20 protein-coding genes, 1 tRNA gene and 1 pseudogene are annotated in these 20770 nt (G+C 72.9%); 12 read left to right on the forward strand and 10 right to left on the reverse strand.

What is annotated here, in order from left to right:
* Window positions 1-64 precede the first annotated feature (64 nt).
* The 4 genes from ABTW87_RS16460 to ABTW87_RS16475 all read left to right on the forward strand — a co-directional run bounded on the left by ABTW87_RS16460 (window position 65) and on the right by ABTW87_RS16475 (window position 4258).
* Entirely contained in the window at window positions 65-367 is a 303-nt protein-coding gene (locus ABTW87_RS16460) for a DUF6412 domain-containing protein (RefSeq protein ID WP_350651652.1), read from the forward strand.
* 116 nt (window positions 368-483) lie between these two features.
* Window positions 484-1203, forward strand: coding sequence for a YidC/Oxa1 family membrane protein insertase (locus ABTW87_RS16465; RefSeq protein ID WP_350651653.1), 720 nt, complete (start codon window positions 484-486; stop codon window positions 1201-1203).
* A 73-nt stretch (window positions 1204-1276) separates the two neighbouring features.
* Window positions 1277-2704 (forward strand): glycoside hydrolase family 16 protein, encoded by a 1428-nt coding sequence (locus ABTW87_RS16470; protein ID WP_350651654.1) that lies wholly within the window; start codon window positions 1277-1279, stop codon window positions 2702-2704.
* Between the two features lie 150 nt (window positions 2705-2854).
* Complete coding sequence (locus tag ABTW87_RS16475) at window positions 2855-4258, forward strand: chitinase (RefSeq protein WP_350651655.1); 1404 nt, start codon at window positions 2855-2857, stop codon at window positions 4256-4258.
* 43 nt (window positions 4259-4301) lie between these two features.
* Here ABTW87_RS16475 and ABTW87_RS16480 read toward each other — a convergent pair whose 3' ends face one another.
* Both ABTW87_RS16480 and ABTW87_RS16485 read right to left on the reverse strand, forming a co-directional pair.
* Window positions 4302-4964 carry a DedA family protein gene (locus tag ABTW87_RS16480; RefSeq protein ID WP_350651656.1) on the reverse strand — a complete coding sequence of 221 codons (663 nt, stop codon included), beginning with the start codon at window positions 4962-4964 and terminating at the stop codon, window positions 4302-4304.
* 80 nt (window positions 4965-5044) lie between these two features.
* The gene (locus ABTW87_RS16485) at window positions 5045-5632 is read right to left on the reverse strand and encodes a DUF1349 domain-containing protein (RefSeq protein WP_350651657.1); all 588 of its coding nucleotides are present in this window, start codon (window positions 5630-5632) and stop codon (window positions 5045-5047) included.
* Between the two features lie 58 nt (window positions 5633-5690).
* Between ABTW87_RS16485 and ABTW87_RS16490 the strand changes: the two genes are divergently transcribed.
* Both ABTW87_RS16490 and fabG read left to right on the forward strand, forming a co-directional pair.
* Window positions 5691-7343, forward strand: coding sequence for an alpha-amylase family protein (locus ABTW87_RS16490; RefSeq protein WP_350651658.1), 1653 nt, complete (start codon window positions 5691-5693; stop codon window positions 7341-7343).
* Between the two features lie 67 nt (window positions 7344-7410).
* Window positions 7411-8169, forward strand: coding sequence for a 3-oxoacyl-ACP reductase FabG (gene fabG, locus ABTW87_RS16495; RefSeq protein WP_350651659.1), 759 nt, complete (start codon window positions 7411-7413; stop codon window positions 8167-8169).
* On the opposite strand, the pseudogene ABTW87_RS16500 reads toward fabG, so the two are convergent.
* Window positions 8142-8611 (reverse strand): annotated as a pseudogene (locus ABTW87_RS16500) (hypothetical protein). The gene fabG and the pseudogene ABTW87_RS16500 overlap by 28 nt on opposite strands.
* A complete protein-coding gene (locus ABTW87_RS16505) occupies window positions 8604-9020 on the reverse strand; it encodes a hypothetical protein (RefSeq protein WP_350651661.1) in 417 nt (138 codons plus the stop codon). Before ABTW87_RS16505 ends, ABTW87_RS16500 begins: the two are co-directional and overlap by 8 nt.
* 134 nt (window positions 9021-9154) lie before the next feature.
* On the opposite strand from ABTW87_RS16505, the gene ABTW87_RS16510 reads away from it, so the two are divergent.
* Window positions 9155-10060, forward strand: a complete 906-nt coding sequence (locus tag ABTW87_RS16510) for a Gfo/Idh/MocA family protein (RefSeq protein WP_350651679.1) — start codon at window positions 9155-9157, stop codon at window positions 10058-10060.
* Between the two features lie 373 nt (window positions 10061-10433).
* A complete protein-coding gene (erm, locus tag ABTW87_RS16515) occupies window positions 10434-11228 on the forward strand; it encodes an ErmE/ErmH/ErmO/ErmR family 23S rRNA (adenine(2058)-N(6))-methyltransferase (RefSeq protein ID WP_350651662.1) in 795 nt (264 codons plus the stop codon).
* A gap of 52 nt (window positions 11229-11280) precedes the next feature.
* Here the strand turns inward: erm and ABTW87_RS16520 are convergent, their stop codons facing one another.
* Window positions 11281-11472 (reverse strand): DUF2795 domain-containing protein, encoded by a 192-nt coding sequence (locus tag ABTW87_RS16520; protein WP_350651680.1) that lies wholly within the window; start codon window positions 11470-11472, stop codon window positions 11281-11283.
* A 69-nt stretch (window positions 11473-11541) separates the two neighbouring features.
* On the opposite strand from ABTW87_RS16520, the gene ABTW87_RS16525 reads away from it, so the two are divergent.
* Entirely contained in the window at window positions 11542-12795 is a 1254-nt protein-coding gene (locus ABTW87_RS16525; RefSeq protein ID WP_350651663.1) for an erythromycin esterase family protein, read from the forward strand.
* Between the two features lie 68 nt (window positions 12796-12863).
* On the opposite strand, the gene ABTW87_RS16530 is transcribed toward ABTW87_RS16525, so the two are convergent.
* The 3 genes from ABTW87_RS16530 to ABTW87_RS16540 are packed head-to-tail and all read right to left on the reverse strand — an operon-like array spanning window position 12864 to window position 16139.
* A complete protein-coding gene (locus tag ABTW87_RS16530; RefSeq protein ID WP_350651664.1) occupies window positions 12864-15062 on the reverse strand; it encodes an MMPL family transporter in 2199 nt (732 codons plus the stop codon).
* 34 nt (window positions 15063-15096) lie between these two features.
* Window positions 15097-15645 (reverse strand): TetR/AcrR family transcriptional regulator, encoded by a 549-nt coding sequence (locus ABTW87_RS16535; protein ID WP_350651665.1) that lies wholly within the window; start codon window positions 15643-15645, stop codon window positions 15097-15099.
* Window positions 15646-15704: 59 nt separating this feature from the next.
* Window positions 15705-16139: a winged helix-turn-helix transcriptional regulator gene (locus tag ABTW87_RS16540; RefSeq protein WP_350651666.1), complete on the reverse strand. Its 435-nt coding sequence runs from the start codon at window positions 16137-16139 to the stop codon at window positions 15705-15707.
* 80 nt (window positions 16140-16219) lie between these two features.
* On the opposite strand from ABTW87_RS16540, the gene ABTW87_RS16545 reads away from it, so the two are divergent.
* The 3 genes from ABTW87_RS16545 (at window position 16220) to ABTW87_RS16555 (ending at window position 19542) form a co-directional block, all read left to right on the forward strand.
* Window positions 16220-17680: an MFS transporter gene (locus ABTW87_RS16545; protein WP_350651667.1), complete on the forward strand. Its 1461-nt coding sequence runs from the start codon at window positions 16220-16222 to the stop codon at window positions 17678-17680.
* 94 nt (window positions 17681-17774) lie between these two features.
* Entirely contained in the window at window positions 17775-18551 is a 777-nt protein-coding gene (locus ABTW87_RS16550) for an isocitrate lyase/PEP mutase family protein (RefSeq protein WP_350651668.1), read from the forward strand.
* A gap of 31 nt (window positions 18552-18582) precedes the next feature.
* Window positions 18583-19542, forward strand: a complete 960-nt coding sequence (locus ABTW87_RS16555) for a DNA polymerase domain-containing protein (RefSeq protein ID WP_350651669.1) — start codon at window positions 18583-18585, stop codon at window positions 19540-19542.
* A 22-nt stretch (window positions 19543-19564) separates the two neighbouring features.
* Here the strand turns inward: ABTW87_RS16555 and ABTW87_RS16560 are convergent.
* Window positions 19565-19636 (reverse strand) — tRNA-Arg (locus ABTW87_RS16560).
* Between the two features lie 83 nt (window positions 19637-19719).
* A complete protein-coding gene (locus tag ABTW87_RS16565; protein ID WP_350651681.1) occupies window positions 19720-20412 on the reverse strand; it encodes a winged helix-turn-helix domain-containing protein in 693 nt (230 codons plus the stop codon).
* Between the last annotated feature and the right edge of the window lie 358 nt (window positions 20413-20770).

The following is a 20770-nucleotide window of genomic DNA, read 5'->3' on the forward strand; positions in this document are numbered from 1 at the left end:
TCGTTACCCACGGTGCTGTCCGCGGGAAACGCGGCGTCGGCGTGTCGTCGTCACAAAGGGTGACGTGACAGTACCCCTTAGCGTGGGCGACGTGGTCGGGACTCTGGTCGGCTGGTGGGCTGCCGCGCTCACCGGGCTTAGCGTGTTCACCGACCGCCCCGCCGAGTTGCTCGCCGGCGCGGCACTCGTGCTCCTCGCCGTGCTCCTGGCGGTCCGTCTGGTCGCGGTGCCGGCCAGCCGCGCGCCCCGCGAGGGCTGCGCGCTCCGGGCGCGGGCCCGGACCCGCCGGGTGCCACGCCAGGTCGATCCGGATGCGCCCGGCCGGCCGCGCCCCCGCGCACCCGGCTACCACCCCTCGGCCGCATAGCCATCAGGTGACGCGGCCGGTTCCGGTCGGCACGCGCGCCGTCGCGGCGTGCCGGTTCCGTTGTCCTCGCGCGCCCCCGCCGGCGCGCATCCGGAATCGCACCGAGGGGTCTTATCATGCTCGCCTTCACGCCACTTCAGGACGCCGTCGGCGCGGCCGGCGCCGTCGTCGCCGGGCTCGCCGCCGGGTTGGAACCGCTCGCGGGCGGTGGCGCCACGGCCGCCGCCATCGTCGTCTTCACCATTGCCGTTCGTCTGTTGATCGCCCCGTTGACCGTCGCGCAGGTCCGCGGGGAGCGGCGTCGCGCGGCGCTCGCTCCCCGCGTCCGTGAGCTCCAGCGGCGGTACGCGGACGATCGCGCCCGCCTCCAGGCGGAGTTGTTCGCGCTCTACCGCTCGGTCGGGGCCAACCCGCTCGCCGGATGCCTGCCACCGCTGCTCCAGGCACCGTTCCTGTTCGTGGCGTACCGCCTGTTCACCACCGACGAGGGCGGCACCGGGCTGCTCGCCGAGCGGCTCGCCGGTGTGCCGCTCGGGCACCAGCTCGGCGACGGTCTGGCCGGTGCGGTGGTGCCGCTGTTCGGTTTCCTGCTGGTGGCGCTGCTCGCCGTGGCCTGGTTGACGGCCCGCCGGATGCGCCGCCTCGCCGCGGCCGGCCCGGACGGTGCCTCGGGGGCGCTGGCCCGGCTCCTGCCGCTGCTGCCGTACGCGACCGTGCCGGTGGCGCTGGTGCTGCCGCTGGCCGCGGTCATTTACCTGGTCACCACGACCGCGTGGGCGGCGCTGGAACAGGCGGTGCTGCGCCGGTCCCCGGACACCGTTACAGATCGACGTTGACAACTAGGTGAACGACACGTACAACTCGTGTGAGAGCGCTCTCTCGACCCGTCCCCGCAGAGAGGCACACCCCATGCAGACGCCACCCGGGGCGCCCGACGCCCTGCCCGCGCGACGCCGGTCACGACTGGCGTTGGCGCTGCTCACCGCCGTCACCACCACCGCGGTCGCCGGCCTGACCGTCACCGCGAACGCCGCCGTGCCGCCACCGCCGTCCGGCTGGAGCCTGGTCTGGAGCGACGACTTCACCGGCGCGGCCGGCACCCTGCCGTCCTCGGCCAACTGGATCATCGACACCGGCACCAGTTACCCCGGCGGCCCGCCCAACTGGGGCACCGGCGAGATCCAGACGTACACCAACAGCACCGCGAACGTCAGCCATGACGGTTCCGGAAACCTGCGGATCACGCCGTTGCGCAACGCGTCCGGCCAGTGGACCTCGGCCCGGATCGAGACCGTCCGCAGCAACTTCAAGCCGCCGTCCGGTGGCGTGCTGGCGATCGAGGGCCGGATCCAGATGCCGAACGTGACCGGCACGGCGGCGCTCGGCTACTGGCCGGCGTTCTGGGCCCTCGGGTCGCCGTACCGGGGCAACTACCAGAACTGGCCGGGCATCGGCGAGTTCGACGTCATGGAGAACGTCAACGGGATCAACTCGGTCTGGGGCGTGCTGCACTGTGGCGTTGCGCCCGGCGGGCCGTGCAACGAGTTCAACGGTCTCGGCGCCTCCCGGGCCTGCCCGGGCAGCACCTGCCAGTCGGCCTTCCACACCTACCGGTTCGAGTGGGACACATCCGTCAGCCCGCAGCAGCTGCGCTGGTACGTCGACGGGCAGGTCTACCACACCGTCACCCAGAGCCAGGTCGGCGAGCCGTACTGGACCCAGATGACGTCGCACGCCGGCTACTTCCTGCTGCTGAACGTGGCGATGGGCGGCGGCTTCCCGAACGGGGTGGCCGGTTTCACCACGCCCACCGCCTCGACGGTCCCCGGCCACCCCATGATCGTCGACTACGTGGCCGTCTACAGTCGGGGCGGTGGCACCACCACCCCGCCGACCACGCCGCCCCCGACGACCCCGCCGCCCGGTGGGGTGCGGGACGCGTACGCGACGATCCAGGCCGAGTCGTTCAACGCGCAGAACGGTGTGGGGACCGAGACCTGCTCCGAGGGCGGGCAGAACATCGGCTGGCTGCGCAACGGAGACTGGGCGCGGTACGACAACGTCGAGTTCGGCGCCACCCCGCCGCGCGACTTCGTCGCCCGGGTCGCCTCCGGCGCGGGCGGCGGCGTGAGTGGCCTGGTCGAGGTCCGGTTGGACAGCCCGACCAGCCCCCCGATCGGCAGCTTCGCCATCGGTGACACCGGCGGCTGGCAGACCTGGCGCTCGGTGCCCGGCAACGTCGCCGGACCCACCGGCCGCCGGACGGTCTACCTGACCTTCACCAGCGGCCAGCCGAACGACTTCGTCAACGTCAACTGGTTCATCTTCCGCCGCTGACGTGCAAGGAAGGGCCCCTTATTAACGCCTCGCGTTGTAGAAGGGGCCCTTCTTAACACCCACCCCACCCCTGAACAGAAACAGTTAACAGTCTTAATAATAAGCGCCAACGTAGACGACTGTAGATGCCGTCCGGGTGTGGAGGGTCGCATGAAGCGTTCCAGATCCCTTGTCCTGTCCCTGGTCACCGTGTTGACCGCCGCTGTCGGTGCGGCCTGGGTGGCGATGCCGGCGTACGCGGCCGGCCCGACCGCGACCTTCGTCAAGACCTCCGACTGGGGCAGCGGGTGGGAGGCGAAGTACACGATCACCAACGGGGGCACCACCACGATCAACGGTTGGACCCTGACGTTCGAGCTGCCGGCCGGCACGTCGGTCGGCACCTACTGGGACGCGCTGCTCACCTCGTCCGGCCAGCGGTACACGTTCACCAACCGGTCGTGGAACGGCACCATCGCGCCGGGAGCCTCGGTCTCCTTCGGCTTCCTCGGCAGCGGCCCCGGCTCGCCGGCCAACTGCCAGCTGAACGGCGCGGCGTGCGGCGGCGGCACCCCACCCACCACGGCACCGCCCACCACGGCACCACCCACCACGGCGCCACCGACCACGGCACCGCCGACCACGGCACCGCCGACCAGCCCGCCCCCGGTGACCGGCCTGCCGAAGCACATCCTCACCGGGTACTGGCACAACTTCGACAACCCGGCGGTCGAACTGCGCCTGCGCGACGTGCCCGCCGAGTACGACGTGGTGGCCGTCGCCTTCGCCGAGGCGACGGCGACCCCCGGTGCGGTGACCTTCGCCGTCGACCCCGGGCTCTCCGCCGCGCTTGGCGGCTACACCGACGCCGACTTCTCCGCCGACGTCCGTACCCTCCAGAGCCGCGGCAAGAAGGTCATCATCTCGGTCGGCGGCGAGACCGGCCGGGTCGCCGTCAACGACGCGGCCTCCGCGGTGGCCTTCAGCGACTCGGTGCACGCGCTCATCCAGCGGTACGGCTTCGACGGCGTCGACATCGACCTGGAGAACGGCCTCAACCCGACGTACATGGGGCAGGCGCTGCGCTCGCTGCGCGCCAAGGTCGGCTCCCGCCTGATCATCGCGATGGCGCCGCAGACCATCGACATGCAGAACCCGGCCACCAGCTACTTCAAGCTGGCGCTGGACATCAAGGACATTCTCACCGTCGTGAACACCCAGTTCTACAACTCCGGCTCGATGCTCGGCTGCGACAACAACGCCGCGTACAGCCAGGGCACGGTGAACTTCATCGTCGCGCTCGCCTGCATCCAGCTGGAGGCGGGGCTGCGGCCGGACCAGGTCGGGCTCGGCCTGCCGGCCGGTGCCGGGGCCGCCGGCGGCGGGATCGTCGCGCCCAGCGTGGTCAACGCCGCGCTGGACTGCCTGACCCGGGGCACCAACTGCGGTAGCTTCCGGCCCCCGCGCACCTACCCGGGGCTGCGCGGCGCGATGACCTGGTCGGTGAACTGGGACGTGACAAACGGCAACAACTTCGCCCGTACCGTCGGCCCGCACCTGGACACGCTGCCCTGATCCGTACGGCGCCGGGCCGCGTACCCGAGGGTGCGCGGCCCGGTCACCGCCCGGCGCCGACCGACTCGCGGTCGCGCCGCCGGCGGATCTTCTTCACCGCCCAGCTGACGATCAGGACCGCGAAGACCGCGTAGATGGCGTAGTTGAACCAGTCGCTGTACCGGTCGACGTCCTCCCAGCGGGTGCCGAGCGTGTACCCGAGCCCGACGATAAGGGTGTTCCAGACGCCGCTGCCCAGCGTGGTGAAGGCGACGAACTCGGCCAGCGGCATCCGGTTGGCCCCGGCGGGCACGGACACCAGGCTGCGGACCACCGGGACCAGGCGGCCGAACAGCACCGCCCACCGGCCGTGAAGCTCGAACCAGCGGTCCGCCCGCTCCAGGTCGTCGAGGTCCACCAGCGGCAACCGGTCCAGCCACCGTTTCAACCGGTCCTCGCCGAGGACGGCGCCGACCCAGTAGAGCGCGAGGGCGCCCGCCAGCGAGCCGACCGTCGCCGCGACCACGATCAGGACGACGTTGAAGCGGCCCTCGCCGGCCAGGTAGCCCGCCATCGCGAGGACGATCTCGCTCGGGATCGGCGGGATGATGCTCTCGAGCGCGACCAGCAGGGCCACGCCGGCCGCCCCGAGCGAGTCGAGAACGCCGGCCACCCATCCGGTGAATCCCCCGAACTGCTGCGGGTCGACGTCCTGGGCGAGTGCCATCGCGATCCTTCCGCTGCGATAGGGGGATCGGAAGGAGGTACCCGGCGGGCAGGCGGTTACACGCAGGCGTGGCGCGGGCCTCAGTGCAGCGCCGCGTCGGCCGGGCCGCGCCGCCAGGCGGTGAAGCGGATCCGCAGGCCGCCGCGGGTGGGGGAGCAGCAGTACGGCCCGGCGAGCGTGACCGCCTCCGGCGGCAGCGGCGCGAGCCGGACCAGCCGCCACGGCTCGGTCCCGGTGCGGGCCCGGACGGTCAACGCGTCCCCGGCCCGGCTGACCCGGACCGTCACGTCCCGGCCGACCCACTCCGGCACCGGCGCGACCGACCAGTCGGAGAATTCCCGGGTCACCACGGCGCCGACCTGCGGCTGGCCGTCGCTGATCTCGACGCCCGCCTTGATCCAGGTGCGCTCGTCCACCCGGACCAGCGCGCCCGCCTGATCGAACTGCGCCGTGTAGTCCAGCCGGAAGGTCACCTCCACGGCGCTGCCGACGGGGAAGGGCGCGAGCAGCGCCGGTGCGTCGTCGTGCACGAAACCGTACGACGTGTGCCGCCACAGGTCGCTGCCCTCGGCGGGCTCGACCACCAGTTCGCCCCCGGGCCCCTCCTCGACGTGGACGGGCGGGCGCAGCCAGGTGCCGTTGAACCAGCCGACGGCTTCGGTACTCATGACGGGGACCGTACCCGTCGCGTTTGGGGCGCGGCGACACCGGAGACATAACCGGGGCATGGGTGACCGTTGGTACTCCGAGGCCGTCGTCTACTGCCTCGACATCGACACGTTCGCGGACTCCGACGGCGACGGCGTCGGGGACATCCGGGGTCTGCTCGGCCGGCTCGACTACCTGGCGCGGCTGGGCGTGAACTGCCTCTGGCTGCACCCGATCCATCCGTCACCCAACCGGGACGACGGGTACGACGCCACCGACTTCTACAACGTGGACCCGCGCTTCGGGACGCTCGGCGACTTCGCGGAGCTGCTGCACCAGGCACGCAACCTCGGCATCCGGGTGATCATCGACCTGGTCGTCAACCACACCTCGGACGAGCACCCGTGGTTCGTCTCCGCCCGGTCCTCGCCGGACTCGCCGTACCGCGACTGGTACGTCTGGTCGGACCACGAGCCGGACGACCGCTACCAGGGCATGGTGTTCCCCGGCGAGCAGCACGAGACGTGGACGTACGACCGCACCGCGAAGGCCTGGTACTACCACCGCTTCTACAAGTTCCAGCCGGACCTCAACGTCAGCAACCCCGAGGTGCGGGCGGAGATCAAGAAGATCATGTCGTTCTGGCTCCAGCTCGGCGTCGCCGGCTTCCGGATGGACGCGGTGCCGTTCATCATCGAGCAGACCGAGCCGGGCAACCCGTCCTCGCCCAAGGACTTCGAGTTCCTCACCGACCTGCGGCAGCACGTCCAGTGGCGGCGCGGGGACGCGGTCCTGCTGGCCGAGGCCAACGTGGAGCCGGACCAGTTGCCGCAGTTCTTCGGCGACAGCGGCGGGTCGGGCAACCGGCTGCACATGCTCTTCGACTTCATGCTGAACGGCCGGCTGATGCTCGCCCTGGCCCGGCAGGACCCGGAGCCGGTGATCGAGGCGCTGCGGGACACCCCGGCGTTGCCGACCGGCGGGCAGTGGGCGACCTTCCTGCGCAACCACGACGAGATCGACCTGTCCCGGCTCACCGCCGAGCAGCGCAACGAGGTGTACGCGCAGTTCGGTCCCGAGGAGCACATGCGGATCTACGACCGGGGCATCCGCCGCCGGCTCGCCCCGATGCTCGGCAACGACCGGCGCCGCATCGAGCTGGCGTACTCGCTGCAGTTCTCGCTGCGCGGCACGCCGGTGCTGCGCTACGGCGAGGAGATCGGCATGGGCGAGGACCTGTCGCTGCCCGGCCGGCACGCGATCCGTACGCCGATGCAGTGGTCGTACCAGCCGAACGCCGGCTTCTCCACCGCGGACCCGGAGAAGCTGGTCCGGCCGGTGCTCGACAAGGGCGAGTTCGGCTACGACCGGGTCAACGTCACCGCCCAGCGGCGTGACCCCCGGTCCCTGCTGGCCTGGTTCGAGCGCATGATCCGTACGCTGCGCGAGGCACCCGAGATCGGCTCCGGCTCGACCACCCACATCGACGTACCCACCCCGCCCGGCGTGCTGGCGCACCGGGCCGACGGCCCGAGCGGCACGATGGTCTTCCTGCACAACCTCGGCACCGACGACGCCGAGGTGGACCTGAGCCATCTCGCGCCGGAGGCCGACCAGCCGATCGACGTGCTTGTCGACCAGAACTACGAGCCGGTGGGCAAGCTCGACCGGCTCAAGCTGGCCGGCTACGGCTACCGCTGGATCCGCCTGTGCCGGGGCCGCTCCTTCTAGGCCGGGTGGTGCCGCCGTACCCCTGGGTTAAGCTCCTTCGATCGAGCGAAGTTACCGGGAGGTAGGCATGTCGGAGGAGCAGCGGGTCGCCATCGTGACCGGTGCGGCGCGGGGCATCGGGGCGGCCACCGCGAAGCGTCTGGCCGCCGACGGGCTGGCCGTGGCCGTGGTGGACATCGAGGAGGCCGCGACCAAGGAGACCGTCGACGCGATCGCCGCCGCCGGCGGCCGAGCACTGGGCGTCGGCGCCGACGTCGCCGACCGGGCCCAGGCCGAGGCGGCCGTCGAACGGGTCGCCGCCGAACTGGGCGCGCCGACCGTGCTGGTCAACAACGCCGGCGTCCTGCGGGACAACCTGCTGTTCAAGATGACCGACGCCGACTGGGACACGGTCCTGGGCGTGCACCTGCGGGGCGCGTTCCTGTTCAGCCAGGCGGCCCAGAAGCACATGGTCGAGCGGAAGTGGGGCCGGATCGTCAACCTGTCCAGCACCTCCGCCCTCGGGAACCGGGGGCAGGCGAACTACTCGGCTGCCAAGGCCGGCCTGCAGGGCTTCACGAAGACCCTGGCCATCGAGCTGGGCCCGTTCGGCGTGACCGTCAACGCGGTCGCGCCCGGCTTCATCGTCACCGACATGACGGCCGCGACCGCCGCCCGGATGAAGGTCGACTTCGAGGCGCTGCAGAAGCACGCCGAGGCGGAGATCCCGGTCCGCCGGGTGGGCCGCCCCGAGGACGTCGCGCACACCATCTCGTTCCTGGCCAGCGAGGGCGCCTCGTTCGTCTCCGGTCAGGTGATCTACGTGGCGGGCGGCCCGAAGGACTGACCCGCTCGGGCGGCGGGCGGGTTCACGCGGGGTCGGTGCGGGTGCGCCAGAGCCAGAGCAGGCCGAGGACCGGCAGGACCAGCGGGATGTAGCCGTACCCGCTGCCGAACTCCGACCAGACCGTCTCGTCGGGAAAGAGGTCCGGCCGGGCCAGGCTGAACGCGCCGACCCCGAGCACGCCCACCAGCTCCACCGTGCAGCAGGCCAGGGCGACCCGCCGGCCGGCGTGGCCGGCCCGGGCCAGGCCCACCGCCGCCACGATGTAGATGGCGGCGGCGAGCGCGGAGAGCAGGTACGCCAGCGGCGCCTCGTCGAACCTCGTGGCGATCTGGAGCCCGGCCCGGCTGGTGGCGGCGATCGCGAACAGCAGGTACACCGCGATCAGCAGGCGGCCCGGGCCGGCGTTGGTCCGCTTCCGTTGCGGCGCGCGTACGTCAGCCACCGAGCACCTCCCAGGTCTGTTGCAGCCGGACCACCACCACGGGGGTGACCAGGCAGACCGCGCAGACGATTGCCGAACCCCACCGGGTCGGCTCCATCCGGGCCAGCACCCAGGCCAGCGGCGGCAGGCAGACCAGCGTGGCCAGGTAGCCGAAGAACGCGCCCGGCTCACCCGGCCGCTCCCCGCCGCCGAGGGCGACCAGGGCGACCACCGCGAGCACCAGCAGGGCCACCTCCAGCACCGCCAGGCCGGCGAACTGGACCCGGTCCGGCGCGCGGTGCCGCAGCGTCGTCACCAGGGCCCACACCGCGACGAGGAGCGACAGCACGATCGGAACGGTCGCGAGGACCCCGTCCACCGGGGAGTTGGCCGCCGCGCTGGTCATCGCGCTCGCTACATTCACCGGCACACTCTACTAATCGCTGTAGTACACGCGTGCCGGCGGTCTCGCGGGGGAGTCGCGGGCGGCCGGTGGGACGGCCCGATAGCGTGACCCGAGGAGCCGCGGGCGTGCCGCGGCGCGACGACGGCATGGGGGTTCTCGTGGTGCGGTTCGGGTTGTTCGGCACCGGGCACTGGGCGGGCGAGACGCACGGCGCGGGGCTGGCCGCCCATCCGCGTACCACCCTCGCCGGCGTCTGGGGACGGGACCCGGCGAAGGCCGCGGCGCTCGCCCAACGGTACGGGGTGCCGGCGTTCGACGACGTCGACGCGCTCATCGAGGCGTGCGACGCCGTGGCGATCGCCCTCCCGCCCGACGTGCAGGCCGAGATCGCGACCCGGGCGGCCACCGCCGGCCGGCACCTGCTGCTCGACAAGCCGCTCGCGCTGACGCTCGCCGACGCCGACCGGGTGGTGGCCGCGGCCGGGGCCTCGGGGGCGGCGTCGGTGATCTTCTTCACCCAGCGGTACCACCCGAACGTCACGACGTTCCTCGCCGCGACCGCCGCCGACGGCGGCTGGCACCACTGCGACGCGACCTTCTTCGCCTCGATCTACCAACCCGGCAACCCGTACGGGACGTCGGTCTGGCGGCGCGAGCACGGCGCCCTCTGGGACGTCGGCCCGCACGCCCTGTCGATCATCCTGCCGGTGCTCGGCCGGGTGACCCGGGTCGCCGCGATGGACGGCCCCCGCGGCATGACCCACCTGCTGCTCACCCACGACGGCGGCGCCACCAGCAGCGTCTCCCTCACCCTGGACGCGCCCGGCGACGCCGTCACCCGCGACGTCGTCTTCTACGGCGACAGCGGCATCGAGACCGCCCCGCTGGGCAAGGGCACGGTCGCGGACGCGTACGGGACGGCGATCGACCAGCTGCTGGAGGAGATCGATTCGGGTATTCGGGACCACCGCCTCGACGTCCGCTTCGGCCGCGAGGTGGTGGCCGTCCTCGCGGCGGCCGAGACCGCCCGGGCGGAGTCCCGCACCGTCGACGTGCCGGCCTGAGGTCGGCCCGGCCGTCCACTCCACGTCGATCAAGAGATTTTCGTCGACTTCCACGGCGGTTCGCGACCAGAACCTCTTGATCAACCTCGGGGAGGAAATCGGTGGAGTGGGGGATTTGCGGGCCTTAGGGTTCGCACATGCCCACGTACACGCTGATCAAGGGGGCCGCAACGTCGGCCGCCTTCGGGCCGCTGCTGGTGGCCCGCCCGCGCGTCCGGCGTCCGGCCCTGGCCGGCGCGCCCCGCGACTGATCCGACCCGCGCACCGCGCGCCCGCGCCCAGGGCCGTCCGAGTCCCGATCCACTCGGACAGGCCCGATCTCCGGCCGCCTGTCCATCCCGTCGCCGCACGGCGACAGACAGGACGACGACCCGTGGCGCCCCGCCGTACCCGAGCAACCGAACGCGACCGGTCCCGTCGCGTCCTCTCCCAGAATTTCCTCGCCGACCCGGCCTCGATCGAGCGGATCGTCCGGGCGGCCCGACCCGACCCGGACGGCCTCCTGCTGGAGGTGGGCGCCGGGCGCGGCCAACTGACCCGTCCGCTCGCCGCACGCTGCCGTCGCCTCGTTGCGTACGAGGTTGACCCGGCCGCCGGCGCCCAACTGGCCCGGGCCTGCGCGGACCTGTCCACGGTGACGTGCCGGCAGGCCGACTTCCTGGCCGCCGAGCCACCCCGCACGCCGTTCGAGGTGGTCGGCAACATCCCGTGGTCACTGACCTCCGCCGTGGTGCGCTGGTGCCTCGCCGCGCCCGCCCTGCGCGCGGCGACCCTGCTGACCCAGCTCGAGTACGCCCGCCGGCGCAGCGGCGACTACGGGCGGTGGACGAGGCTGACCGTGCTGACCTGGCCCGAGTTCAGCTGGCGGTTCGCCGGGCGGGTACCCCGGACCGCGTTCCGCCCGGTGCCCCGCGTGGACGCCGGCATCCTGCGCGTGGAGCGCCGGGCGGAGCCGCTGCTGCCGGCGGCGGCGCTGCCCGCGTACCGCCGGATGGTGGAGCTGGGCTTCGACGGTGCCGGCGGTTCGCTCGCGGCCTCGCTCGGCCGCCGGCACGCCCCGGCGCGGCTGGCGGCGGCCCTGCGCGCGACCCGCCTCGACCCGGCCACGCCGGTCGGGCACGTGTGGCCCGAGCAGTGGCTGGTCCTGTTCCGCCTGCTCCGGATGTAAGGAAGGGCCCCTTGTTATCGCCTCGGGTTGTACAAGGGCCCCTTCTTAACACTCAGGAGAGCGTGTTCAGCGCCTCGGCCAGTTCGGCCGCCGAGTCGAAGCTCTCCGGCTGCAGCGCCTTCAGCACCTGGAGCGCCTCCGTGCTCAGCCCGTTCTCCTGGCCCCACCGGACCAGGTCCTCCCGGGAGACCGGGTAGTCGAGCCCGGCCAGGTACTCCTGCAACTGCACCCCGGTGACGGTCATGCGGCCGGCTACCCGCTCCGCGCGTCGCCACACCGGTTTGCCCACCGGCCCGCCGGGTAGCCGCCCGGCATGCTGGTTCAGCGGCTCGGCGCGCCGAGCGACTTCGACCCGTTGCTGGAGCGCGTCCGGGACGCCCGGATCGTGATGATCGGGGAGGCGACGCACGGCAGCTACGACTACTACCGGCTGCGGGAACAGCTGACCCGGCGGTTGATCGCCGAGTGCGGCTTCTCGTTCGTGGCGGTGGAGGGGGACTGGCCGGACTGCGACCGGGTGAACCGGGCGGTCACCGCCGCCCCGGGAGGCGCCGTGGAACCGCAGGCCGCCCTCGAACGGTTCGAGCGCTGGCCCACCTGGATGTGGGCGAACGCCGAGGTGGCGCGCTTCTGCCGCTGGCTGCGCGCCTGGAACGTGGAACGGCCCGAAGGGCAGCGCGCCGGCTTCCACGGCCTGGACGTCTACAGCCTGTGGGAGTCGATGCAGGCGATCTTCGACTACCTGGGCGAGGAGGACCCGGCGTCGCTGGAGGCCGCGCAGGACGCGTACCGGTGCTTCGAGCCGTACGGCAAGCGGGTCGAGGAGTACGGCGCGGCCAGCCGGTTCGTCTCGGCGCGCTGCGAGGAGGAGGTGGTACGCCTGCTCGCGCGTACCCGGGAACACGCCGCGACGGACGGCGCGGGCGCCTTCTCGGCCTGGCAGAACGCGGAGGTGGTGGCCGGCGCGGAGCGGTACTACCGGGCGATGGTCGCGGGCGGACCGGAGTCCTGGAACGTGCGTGACATCCACATGGTCGACACGCTGGACCGGCTGCTGGAGCGCTACGGGCCGGCGGCGCGCGGGGTGGTCTGGGCGCACAACACCCACGTCGGCGACGCGCGGGCGACCGACATGGCCGCCGACGGCATGGTCAACATCGGCCAGCTGGCCCGCGAGCGGCACGGCCGCGAGGACGTCGTCCTGGTCGGGTTCGGCAGTTACCGGGGTACGGTGATCGCCGCGCCGCGCTGGGGCTCGCCGGCCGAGGTGATGATCGTGCCGCCGGCGCGGGACACGTCGGTCGAGGGGCGGTTGCACGAGCTGATGCCCGAACGGGCGGTGCTGATCTTCGGCGGCGATCAGCCGGGCTGGGTCACCGAGCCGCTCGACCACCGCGCTGTCGGTGTCGTCTACGACCCGTCGTTCGAGTCGTGGGGCAACTACGTGCCGACCCGGCTGGGGGAGCGGTACGACGCGTTCATCTGGTGCGACGAGGCGACCGCCCTGCATCCGCTGCCCGCGTTGACCGCTCCGGGCGAGATGGAGACGTACCCGGCGGGCGTGTGAGTGGGCCTTGTTAAGAGGGGCCCCTTGTACAACGCCAGGCGTTAACAAGGGGCCCTTCCTTACACACCTCAGGAGTGGGCGGGCTCCTTCTCCGCCAGGTGGGCGCGCAGGCCCTCACCCTCGACGTCCACATTCGGCAGCGCCCGGTCGAGCCAGCGGGGCAGCCACCAGGCCGCGCGGTCGAGCAGCGACATGACCGCCGGAACGATTGTCATCCGGACGACGAACGCGTCGATCGCCACGCCGACCGCGAGCGCGAAGCCCATCGACTTGATGATCGGGTCCTCCATGAACACGAAGCCGCCGAAGACCGAGATCATGATGAGCGCGGCGGCGGTGACCACGCGGGCGCCGTGCCCCATCCCGTTGATGGTGGCCTGGTGCGCGGTGTCGCCGTGGACGAAGTCCTCCCGCATCCGGGACACCAGGAAGACCTCGTAGTCCATCGCCAGGCCGAACAGGATGCCGATGAGCAGGATCGGCAGGAAGCTGACCAGCGGGCCCGGGGTGTCCAGGCCGACCAGGTCGGCGAGGCGGCCCTGCTGGAAGACCGCGACGGTGAGCCCGAAGGTGGCCGCCACGGTGAGCAGGAAGCCGAGCGCCGCCTTCACCGGCACCAGCAGGGAGCGGAACACCAGCATCAGCAGCAGCACCGAGAGCCCGACCACGAGCAGCAGGTAGACCGGCAGCGCGTCGGAGAGCTTCTCCGAGACGTCGATGCCGATCGCGGTCACGCCGGTGAGCAGCACGTCCGCGCCCTGGATGCCGTCGACCGCGCCGCGGATGTCGTCCACCACCGTCTCGGTGGCCGCGTCGGTGGGCCCGGTCTTCGGAACCACACCGAGCAGGGCCGTCCGGCCGTCCGGGCTGAGCTGCGGCGGGGCCACGGCGAGGACGTTCTCGGTGCGCTGGACCAGGGCGGTGACCTGCGGTACGGCGGCGGCGGTGGCCTCCGGGCTGTCCCCGGCCACCACGACCGCCAGCCGGCCGGTGAAGCCGGGCCCGAAGCCCTCGCTGATCAGGTCGTTGGAGACCCGGGCCGGCGACCCGACGGGCGCGGTGCCCGGGTCCGGCAGCGCCAGCCGCATGTCGGGGGTGGGCAGCGCGAGCACGCCCAGCCCGACCAGGCCGACCAGGATGACCGGCAGCCGGAAGCGGGTCACCAGGCGGGCCCAGCGGAACCCGAAGCCGGAGCGGTCCTCGGCGGGCGGCGTGCCCTCCACCGGCGCCACGGCCCGGCCCTCGTCGAACGTGCCGCGCAGCTTGCGCGGGAGCACCCGGCGGCCGGCGAAACCGAGCAGCGCCGGCTGCAGCGTCAGGGCGACCAGCACGGCGACGGTGACCGTGCCGGCGGCGGCGAGACCCATGACGGTGAGGAACGGGATGTTCACCACGGCCAGGCCGGCCAGTGCGATGACCACGGTCGCGCCGGCGAAGAGTACGGCGGAGCCGGCGGTGCCGACCGCCCGGCCGACCGCCTCGTCCCGGGGCAACCCTTCGAGCAGGTTCTGTCGGTACCGAGAGGTGATGAACAGCGAATAGTCGATGCCGACCGCGAGGCCGAGCATCAGGGCGAGGATGGGCGCGGTGCTGGTCAGCTCGATGACGCCGCTGAGCGCGAACAGGCCGGCCATCCCGACACCCACGCCGATCAGCGCGTTCAGCATGGTCATCCCGGCCGCCACCAGCGAGCCGAACGTGATCACCAGGACGATCGCCGCGATCGCCACACCGATCGCCTCGGTCGAGCCGACCTCCGGCTCGGTGTTGAGGACCTCGCCGCCGGGGGCCACCTGCCAGCCCTGCGCCTCGGCCGCGGCACCGACCTTCTCGTACGCCTCCCGCTGTTCGTCGGTGACCTTGTCCGCGCCCTCGGCGAACTGGACCTGGATCAGCCCGTACCGCCCGTCGGGTGTGACGGCCTGCGCGGTGAGCGGGTCGACGGCGCCGATCACGCCGGGCAGCGTCGCGGCCTCCTGGGTGAGCTGCCCGACCACCGCCTGGCCCTGCGGTGTGCCGAGCAGCCCGGGTTCCGGAGCCTTGACCGCGATCGTGCCGGTGGCGCCGCTGGCCGCCGGGAACTGCTCGGCGAGCAGGTCCTGCGCCCGCTGGGACTCGGTGCCGGGCATGCTGAAGTCGCTCGCCGTCGGGGCGCGCAGGGTCAGGGCCGCCAGGCCGAGCCCGACGAGTACGACCAGCCAGAGCGCGGCGACGAGGCGCCGTCGGCGCATCGAGCCGCGGCCGAGCCGGTAGAGCAGGGTCGCCATTGGTTTCGGTGTCCCCTCGGTCGTGTTGGTTGGGTCAGTCGACGGGCTCGAGTGCCCGGCGTACCAGCGCCAGTAGCGCGGGACGCAGTTCCCCGTCCGGCACGTCGACGAACTTGCCGCACGTCTCGGCGATGCCGGCGAGCACCACCAGTGCGGCGATCCGGGCCGCCGGGCGCTCGGAGTGCCCGGCGAACGCGTCGATGAGCCGTTCGGAGATCTGCTGGATGTGGACGAAGGCGGGTTCCTGGAGCAGCTCCGCGAACTCACCGCGCAGCAGCGCGATCTCCCGCCGGAACCGGACCGCCAGGTCGACGAAGCCCTCCGCCGCGACGCGCTGCGCCTCGGCGGGGCCGCTCGCGGCGACGATCCGCTCGTCCAGCTCCCGCAGGACGGCGATCGGCCGGGCCATCAGCTCGGTGAGGATGGCCTCCTTGTTGGCGAAGTGGTAGAGCACCGCCGCCTTGGAACAGCCGACGTCGCGGGCGATCTCCTGCAGTGACGTGCCGCGGTAGCCGGTCAGCGCGAACCGTCGCCCCGCCGCGGCGAGGATCTCGCCGTGCGTCTCGGGTACCACCCGTGCCATGCCGGTCCCACCTCCTCGACCAGCATGCCTGACCGATCGGTCAGGTGCTGACCGATCGGTCAGATCGGTTCGGTGGCGTTCGCCACACGGCCGTGCGACCGGTCGTACGCGGCCCGGGCGGCGGCGATCTCGGCGCGGTGCCGCTCGGCCCACTCGGTGAGGGCGACAAGCGACTCGTACAGCTCGAGGGCGATCGGGGTGGCGGTGTACTCGACCTTCGGCGGCACGGTGGGGTAGACCGTGCGCCGCAGCAGGCCGTCCCGTTCCAGGTTGCGCAGGGTCAGCGTCAGCATCCGCCGACTGATGCCCTCGACGCAGCGCTCCAGCTCGGTGAAGCGCACCGGGCCCCGGGAGGCGGCCACCAGGATGCCGATGCTCCACTTGCCGCCCACCCGGTCGAGCACCTCGCGGACCGTGCAGGCCTTCGCCTGGCCGGGCGTGAACAGGCCGCCGTCGCAGCCGGCCTCGGGCACATCGCTGTTCCCCTGGGACATGAAAGTGCCTCCTTACGCTCCGCCTGATGGTCACAGAGGATGGCGTCGGTAACAAAGCATGCACCTAGGAGGGCTTCCTCATGCCGACCCGTACCCGACCGTCCCGCCTGCTGGCGCTGCTCGTGCTCTGCGCCGGCAGCCTCATGGTCATCCTCGACGGCAGCGTCGTCGCCATCGCCCTCCCGGCCATCCAGCGTGACCTCGGCTTCTCCGCCGCCGGGCTGGCCTGGGTGGTCAACGCGTACCTCATCGCGTTCGGCGGGCTGCTCCTGCTCGCGGGACGCCTCGGCGACCTGCTCGGCCGGCGGCGGGTGTTCCTCGCCGGCGTCGCGCTCTTCACCGCGGCGTCACTGCTCTGCGCCGTGGCGGCCACCCCCGCCGTGCTGGTGCTCGCCCGCTTCCTCCAGGGCGCCGGCGGGGCGGCCGCGACGGCGGTGAGCCTCGGGATGATCGTGCGGCTCCATCCCGAGCCCGCCGCCCGTACCCGGGCCATCGCCGTGTTCAGCTTCACCGGGGCCGCCGGGTCGTCGATCGGGATGCTCGCCGGCGGGGTGCTCACCGGTGCCGCCGGCTGGCCGGCCATCTTCCTCGTCAACGTGCCGATCGGGCTGCTGGTCCTGCTGGTCGCCGGCCGCGTACTCGCCGCCGACCGGGGTCTCGGCCTCCGCGCCGGTCTGGACGTCCCCGGCGCGGTGCTCGGGACCTCCGGGTTGATGGCGGCGGTCCTGGCGATCGTCGGGACCGCCGAACACGGCTGGACCTCGGCCCGTACGGTCGGCGCCGCGCTGCTCGCCGCCGTACTGCTCGGCGCGTTCGCCCACCGGCAGCGGGTGGCCGCGACGCCGCTGCTGCCGTCCCGGGTGCTGCGCACCCCCGACCTGGTCGCCGCCAACGCCGTGCAGTTCCTGGCGGTCGCCGCGTTCTTCGGATTCCAGTTCCTGCTCGCGCTGGCGCTCCAGCTCGTGCTGGGACTCGACGCCACCGCCGCCGGGCTGGCCTTCCTGCCCACCCCGGTGGCCATCGCGGTGGTCTCGCTGGGATTCGCCGGCCGGCTGGCGGCCCGGTACGGCGCCCGGCCGGTGCTGCTCGCCGGGCTCGGCCTCGCCGTGGTCGGCTTCCTGCTCCTCGCCCGTCTCCCGGCCGACGGCGGCTACCTCGCCGACGTGCTGCCGGCGGTGCTGGTGTTCGGCGTCGCCGGGGGTCTGGTCCTGCCGTCGGTCACCGCCCTGGCGATGGCCGGCGCCGACCCGGCCGACGCCGGGCTGGCCTCCGGACTGGTCAACACGACCCAGCAGGTGGGCGGCGCGCTCGGGCTGGCCGTGCTCGCCACACTTGCCGCAAGCCGTACCGGATCGCTCCGGGAGGCCGGCTGGACCGGAACCGCGGCCCTCGCCGCCGGGTACCGGACCGCCTTCGCCGTGGCCGCCGCGCTGGTCGTCGCCGCACTGGTGCTGGCCGCGGCCACGGTGGGCCGACGACCGGTCGCGGACCGGGCGGTCGCCCTGGCGCCCGCCGAGCCGGCGGGCCGCACCGGCGGGTGATCGAGGGGCACCGGTCGCCCGTCTGGCCAGCGGGCGGACCACGGCCGACGGATTGGCGCTCGGGGCGGAGCGGCGCCGGCCGGAAGATCCAGGTATGGATCTCTCCGACCACGCGGCCACGCTCCGGGCGCTGCACCGCCCCGGCGACCCGCTAGTGCTGCCCAACGCCTGGGACCCCGGCTCCGCCCGGGCGGTCGCCGAGGCGGGCTTCCCGGCCGTCGCGACAAGCAGCGCGGCGGTGGCCGAGTCGCTCGGCCACGCCGACGGCGAGGCCACCCCGGCCGACGAGATGTTCGCCGCGGTGGCGCGCATCGCCCGTGCGGTCGCCGTTCCCGTCACCGCCGACCTTGAGCGGGGGTACGGGCTGCGCCCCGTCGAACTGGTCGAGCGGCTGCTCGCCGCCGGGGCGGTGGGGCTCAACCTGGAGGACTCCGACCCGCGTACCGGTGTGCTGGTCGATGTCGCCGAGCAGGAGGACCTGCTGGCCGGCGTCCGGGCCGCCGCCGGGGCATCGGGCGTGCCGGTGGTGCTCAACGCCCGGGTGGACGTCTTCCTGCACTCCACCGGAGACCCGACCGAGCGACTCGTCGTGGCCGTCGACCGGGCCCGGCGCTACCTCGCGGCCGGTGCGGACTGCGTCTACCCGATCCTGCTCGCCGACCCGGCGGCGCTGCGGTCCCTGGTGGACGCGGTGGGCGCCCCGGTGAACGCGCTCGCCCGCCCGGGCGCGCCCGGCGTCGCGGAACTCGCGGCCCTCGGGGTGGCCCGGGTCAGCTTCGGCTCCGGCGTCTACCGGGCCAGCCGGGCTCGTGTCACGGATCTGCTCGCCGCCGTACGGGCCGGGCGGGACCCCTTCGCCGTGTCCGGTTGACCGCCACCGCGGCGGGGGGCAGGGTGATCGGATGGGTGGGGCCGAGGAGACCCGGGACGGGGTCGCGCTGACCAACCTGGACCAGCCGCTGTTCGACGGGGCCGGGGCGACCAAGCGTGACCTGGTCGACTATCTGGACGCGGTGAGCGCGCGCATCCTGCCGGCGCTGCGGGACCGGCCGCTGTCGGTGGTGCGGGTGCGCCCCGGCCAGCCCCCGTTCATGCAGAAGAACCTCCCGAGGTACACCCCCGACTGGGTCCGCCGCGTCGGCGTGTGGGCGGAGGCGTCGCACCGGGAGATCTCGTACGCCCTCTGCGACGACCGGCGCACCCTGCTCTGGTTAGCCAACCAGCGGGCGGTGGAGTACCACCCGACCCTCGCCGCCGTGGCCGACCTGCACCGCCCGACCCACCTCGTACTCGACCTCGACCCACCGGAGGGCGCGCCGTTCGAGGTCGCGGTGGCCGCCGCGCTGCTGGTCCGTCGGGCTCTCGTCGACGCCGGGCTGGCCGGCGCGGCGAAGACGAGCGGGGCGAAAGGCGTCCACGTGTTCGTTCCGGTCGCGGGCGACGCGACCGCGGCGGACCTGGCCGCCGCCACCCGGGCGCTCGCCGCCCGGGCCGCCCGCCTCGACCCGGCTCTCGCCACGACCGCGTTCATCCGGGAGGACCGGGGCGGCAAGGTCTTCATCGACTCGACCCGGGCGGGCGGGGCGACCGTGGTGGCCGCGTACAGCCCGCGGCTGCGGCCGGGCGTGCCGGTCTCGTTCCCGGTGGCGTGGGCGGACCTGCCCTCGGTCACGCCGGCCGACTTCACGATCCGCACCGCGCCGGCGCTGGTCGCCGCGCATGATCCGTGGGCGGACGCGATGCCCCCGCCGCAGCGGCTCCCCGACGACCTGGTCGCCGAGGGGCACACCATCCCGGTGGCCCGGGTGCAGGCGATGCACGAGGGGAAGCGCCGGGCCCGCGCCCGCCGGGCCGACGGCTGAGGACGGAACCGTACGGTTGAGGTGCCCCCGGCAGGATTCGAACCTGCGCTCCCGCCTCCGGAGGGCGGTGCTCTATCCCCTGAGCTACGGGGGCTCAGCGACCCGAGAAGATTAGCAAACGCCCCCCGCGATCGCCGAATCGGTATGCCGGTGCCCCCGGAGTGTCGACGCGGATGCTCAGGCTGCGACGGCGCGACCGCAGCTCGGCAGCGGGTGCAGCACGATGCGACGGGGCAGCCGGCGCGGCCACTCGTTGCGTGGCCAGGACCCGTCCACGATCAGCTGTACGGAGCGCTGCTCCGCCCCGCTGAGCCGGAGCACGAAGTCCCGGGGCAGCGGCGGGTCGACCGACGGTGTGGTGATCATGAACCGGACCCGGCCGCGGGACGAGACGGCGGAGATCACGTCGGCCGCCGGCATGGTGCCGCGCAGGCGGACCCGCCCGATCCAGTACACCTCCGCCAGGTGCTCCTGGGCGGCTCGGGTGATCGCCGGGTACTCGGTCCGTACCCACCGCTCGACCGCGCCGACGCACAGGCCGCAGGCGCGCTCGCGGGGCTCGCGCGGACCCAACCCCCAGGCCCGCAGGTACGCCCCGACCGCCCCCGCGTCGAGCGGCAGGTCGAACCGGCTCTGGATGAGGGTGTGCAGGCTCTGTCGCGTCCAGAGCTCCTCGTCCAGGCCGAACGCGTCGGGGTAGCTGCCTCGCAAAGTGTCGATCAGTTCGAGTTCCTGCTCGCGGCTGAGCGTTCCCGGCTCGCCCTGCCGTGCTCCGCGACGGACGGCCGCCACCGCCCCGTCACCGCCGATGGTGTGGCGTCGGCACCAGCTGGTGACCGACCGCCGCGCGTCTCTCAGTGCAACCCCCACGTCCTGCGCAACGAGCCCGAATCGCAACTGGTCACGATATGTGTGGAGAAACTTCTCTTAGTGATGGATTCGGTCGGACTTCACAGACGGTGCGAATCGGTCATTCGTGTGTCACGGCCCGCTTGGCCACCGCCAAAGATCGCGCTGCGACGCAGATGTAGTGGCCTCCCAGCGCGCAGCAGGCCACTACATCTGCCATCCAGCGTGATCGCCGCTGCCTGCCCGGGTGGCGGTGTCCCGCTCTGCGTCGGGTGTCCGGTTCCGGGGTGTGGTCGGGGGCACCCGGTCGGCGGAATGATGCGGGGCTCGGGGTGGTTACATCACGTGGACGATCGAGTAGGACCGCGTGGGCTTCGGC

The organism is Micromonospora sp. NPDC126480 (assembly GCF_040302465.1).
In the GTDB taxonomy this organism is placed as follows: Bacteria; Actinomycetota; Actinomycetes; order Mycobacteriales; family Micromonosporaceae; genus Micromonospora.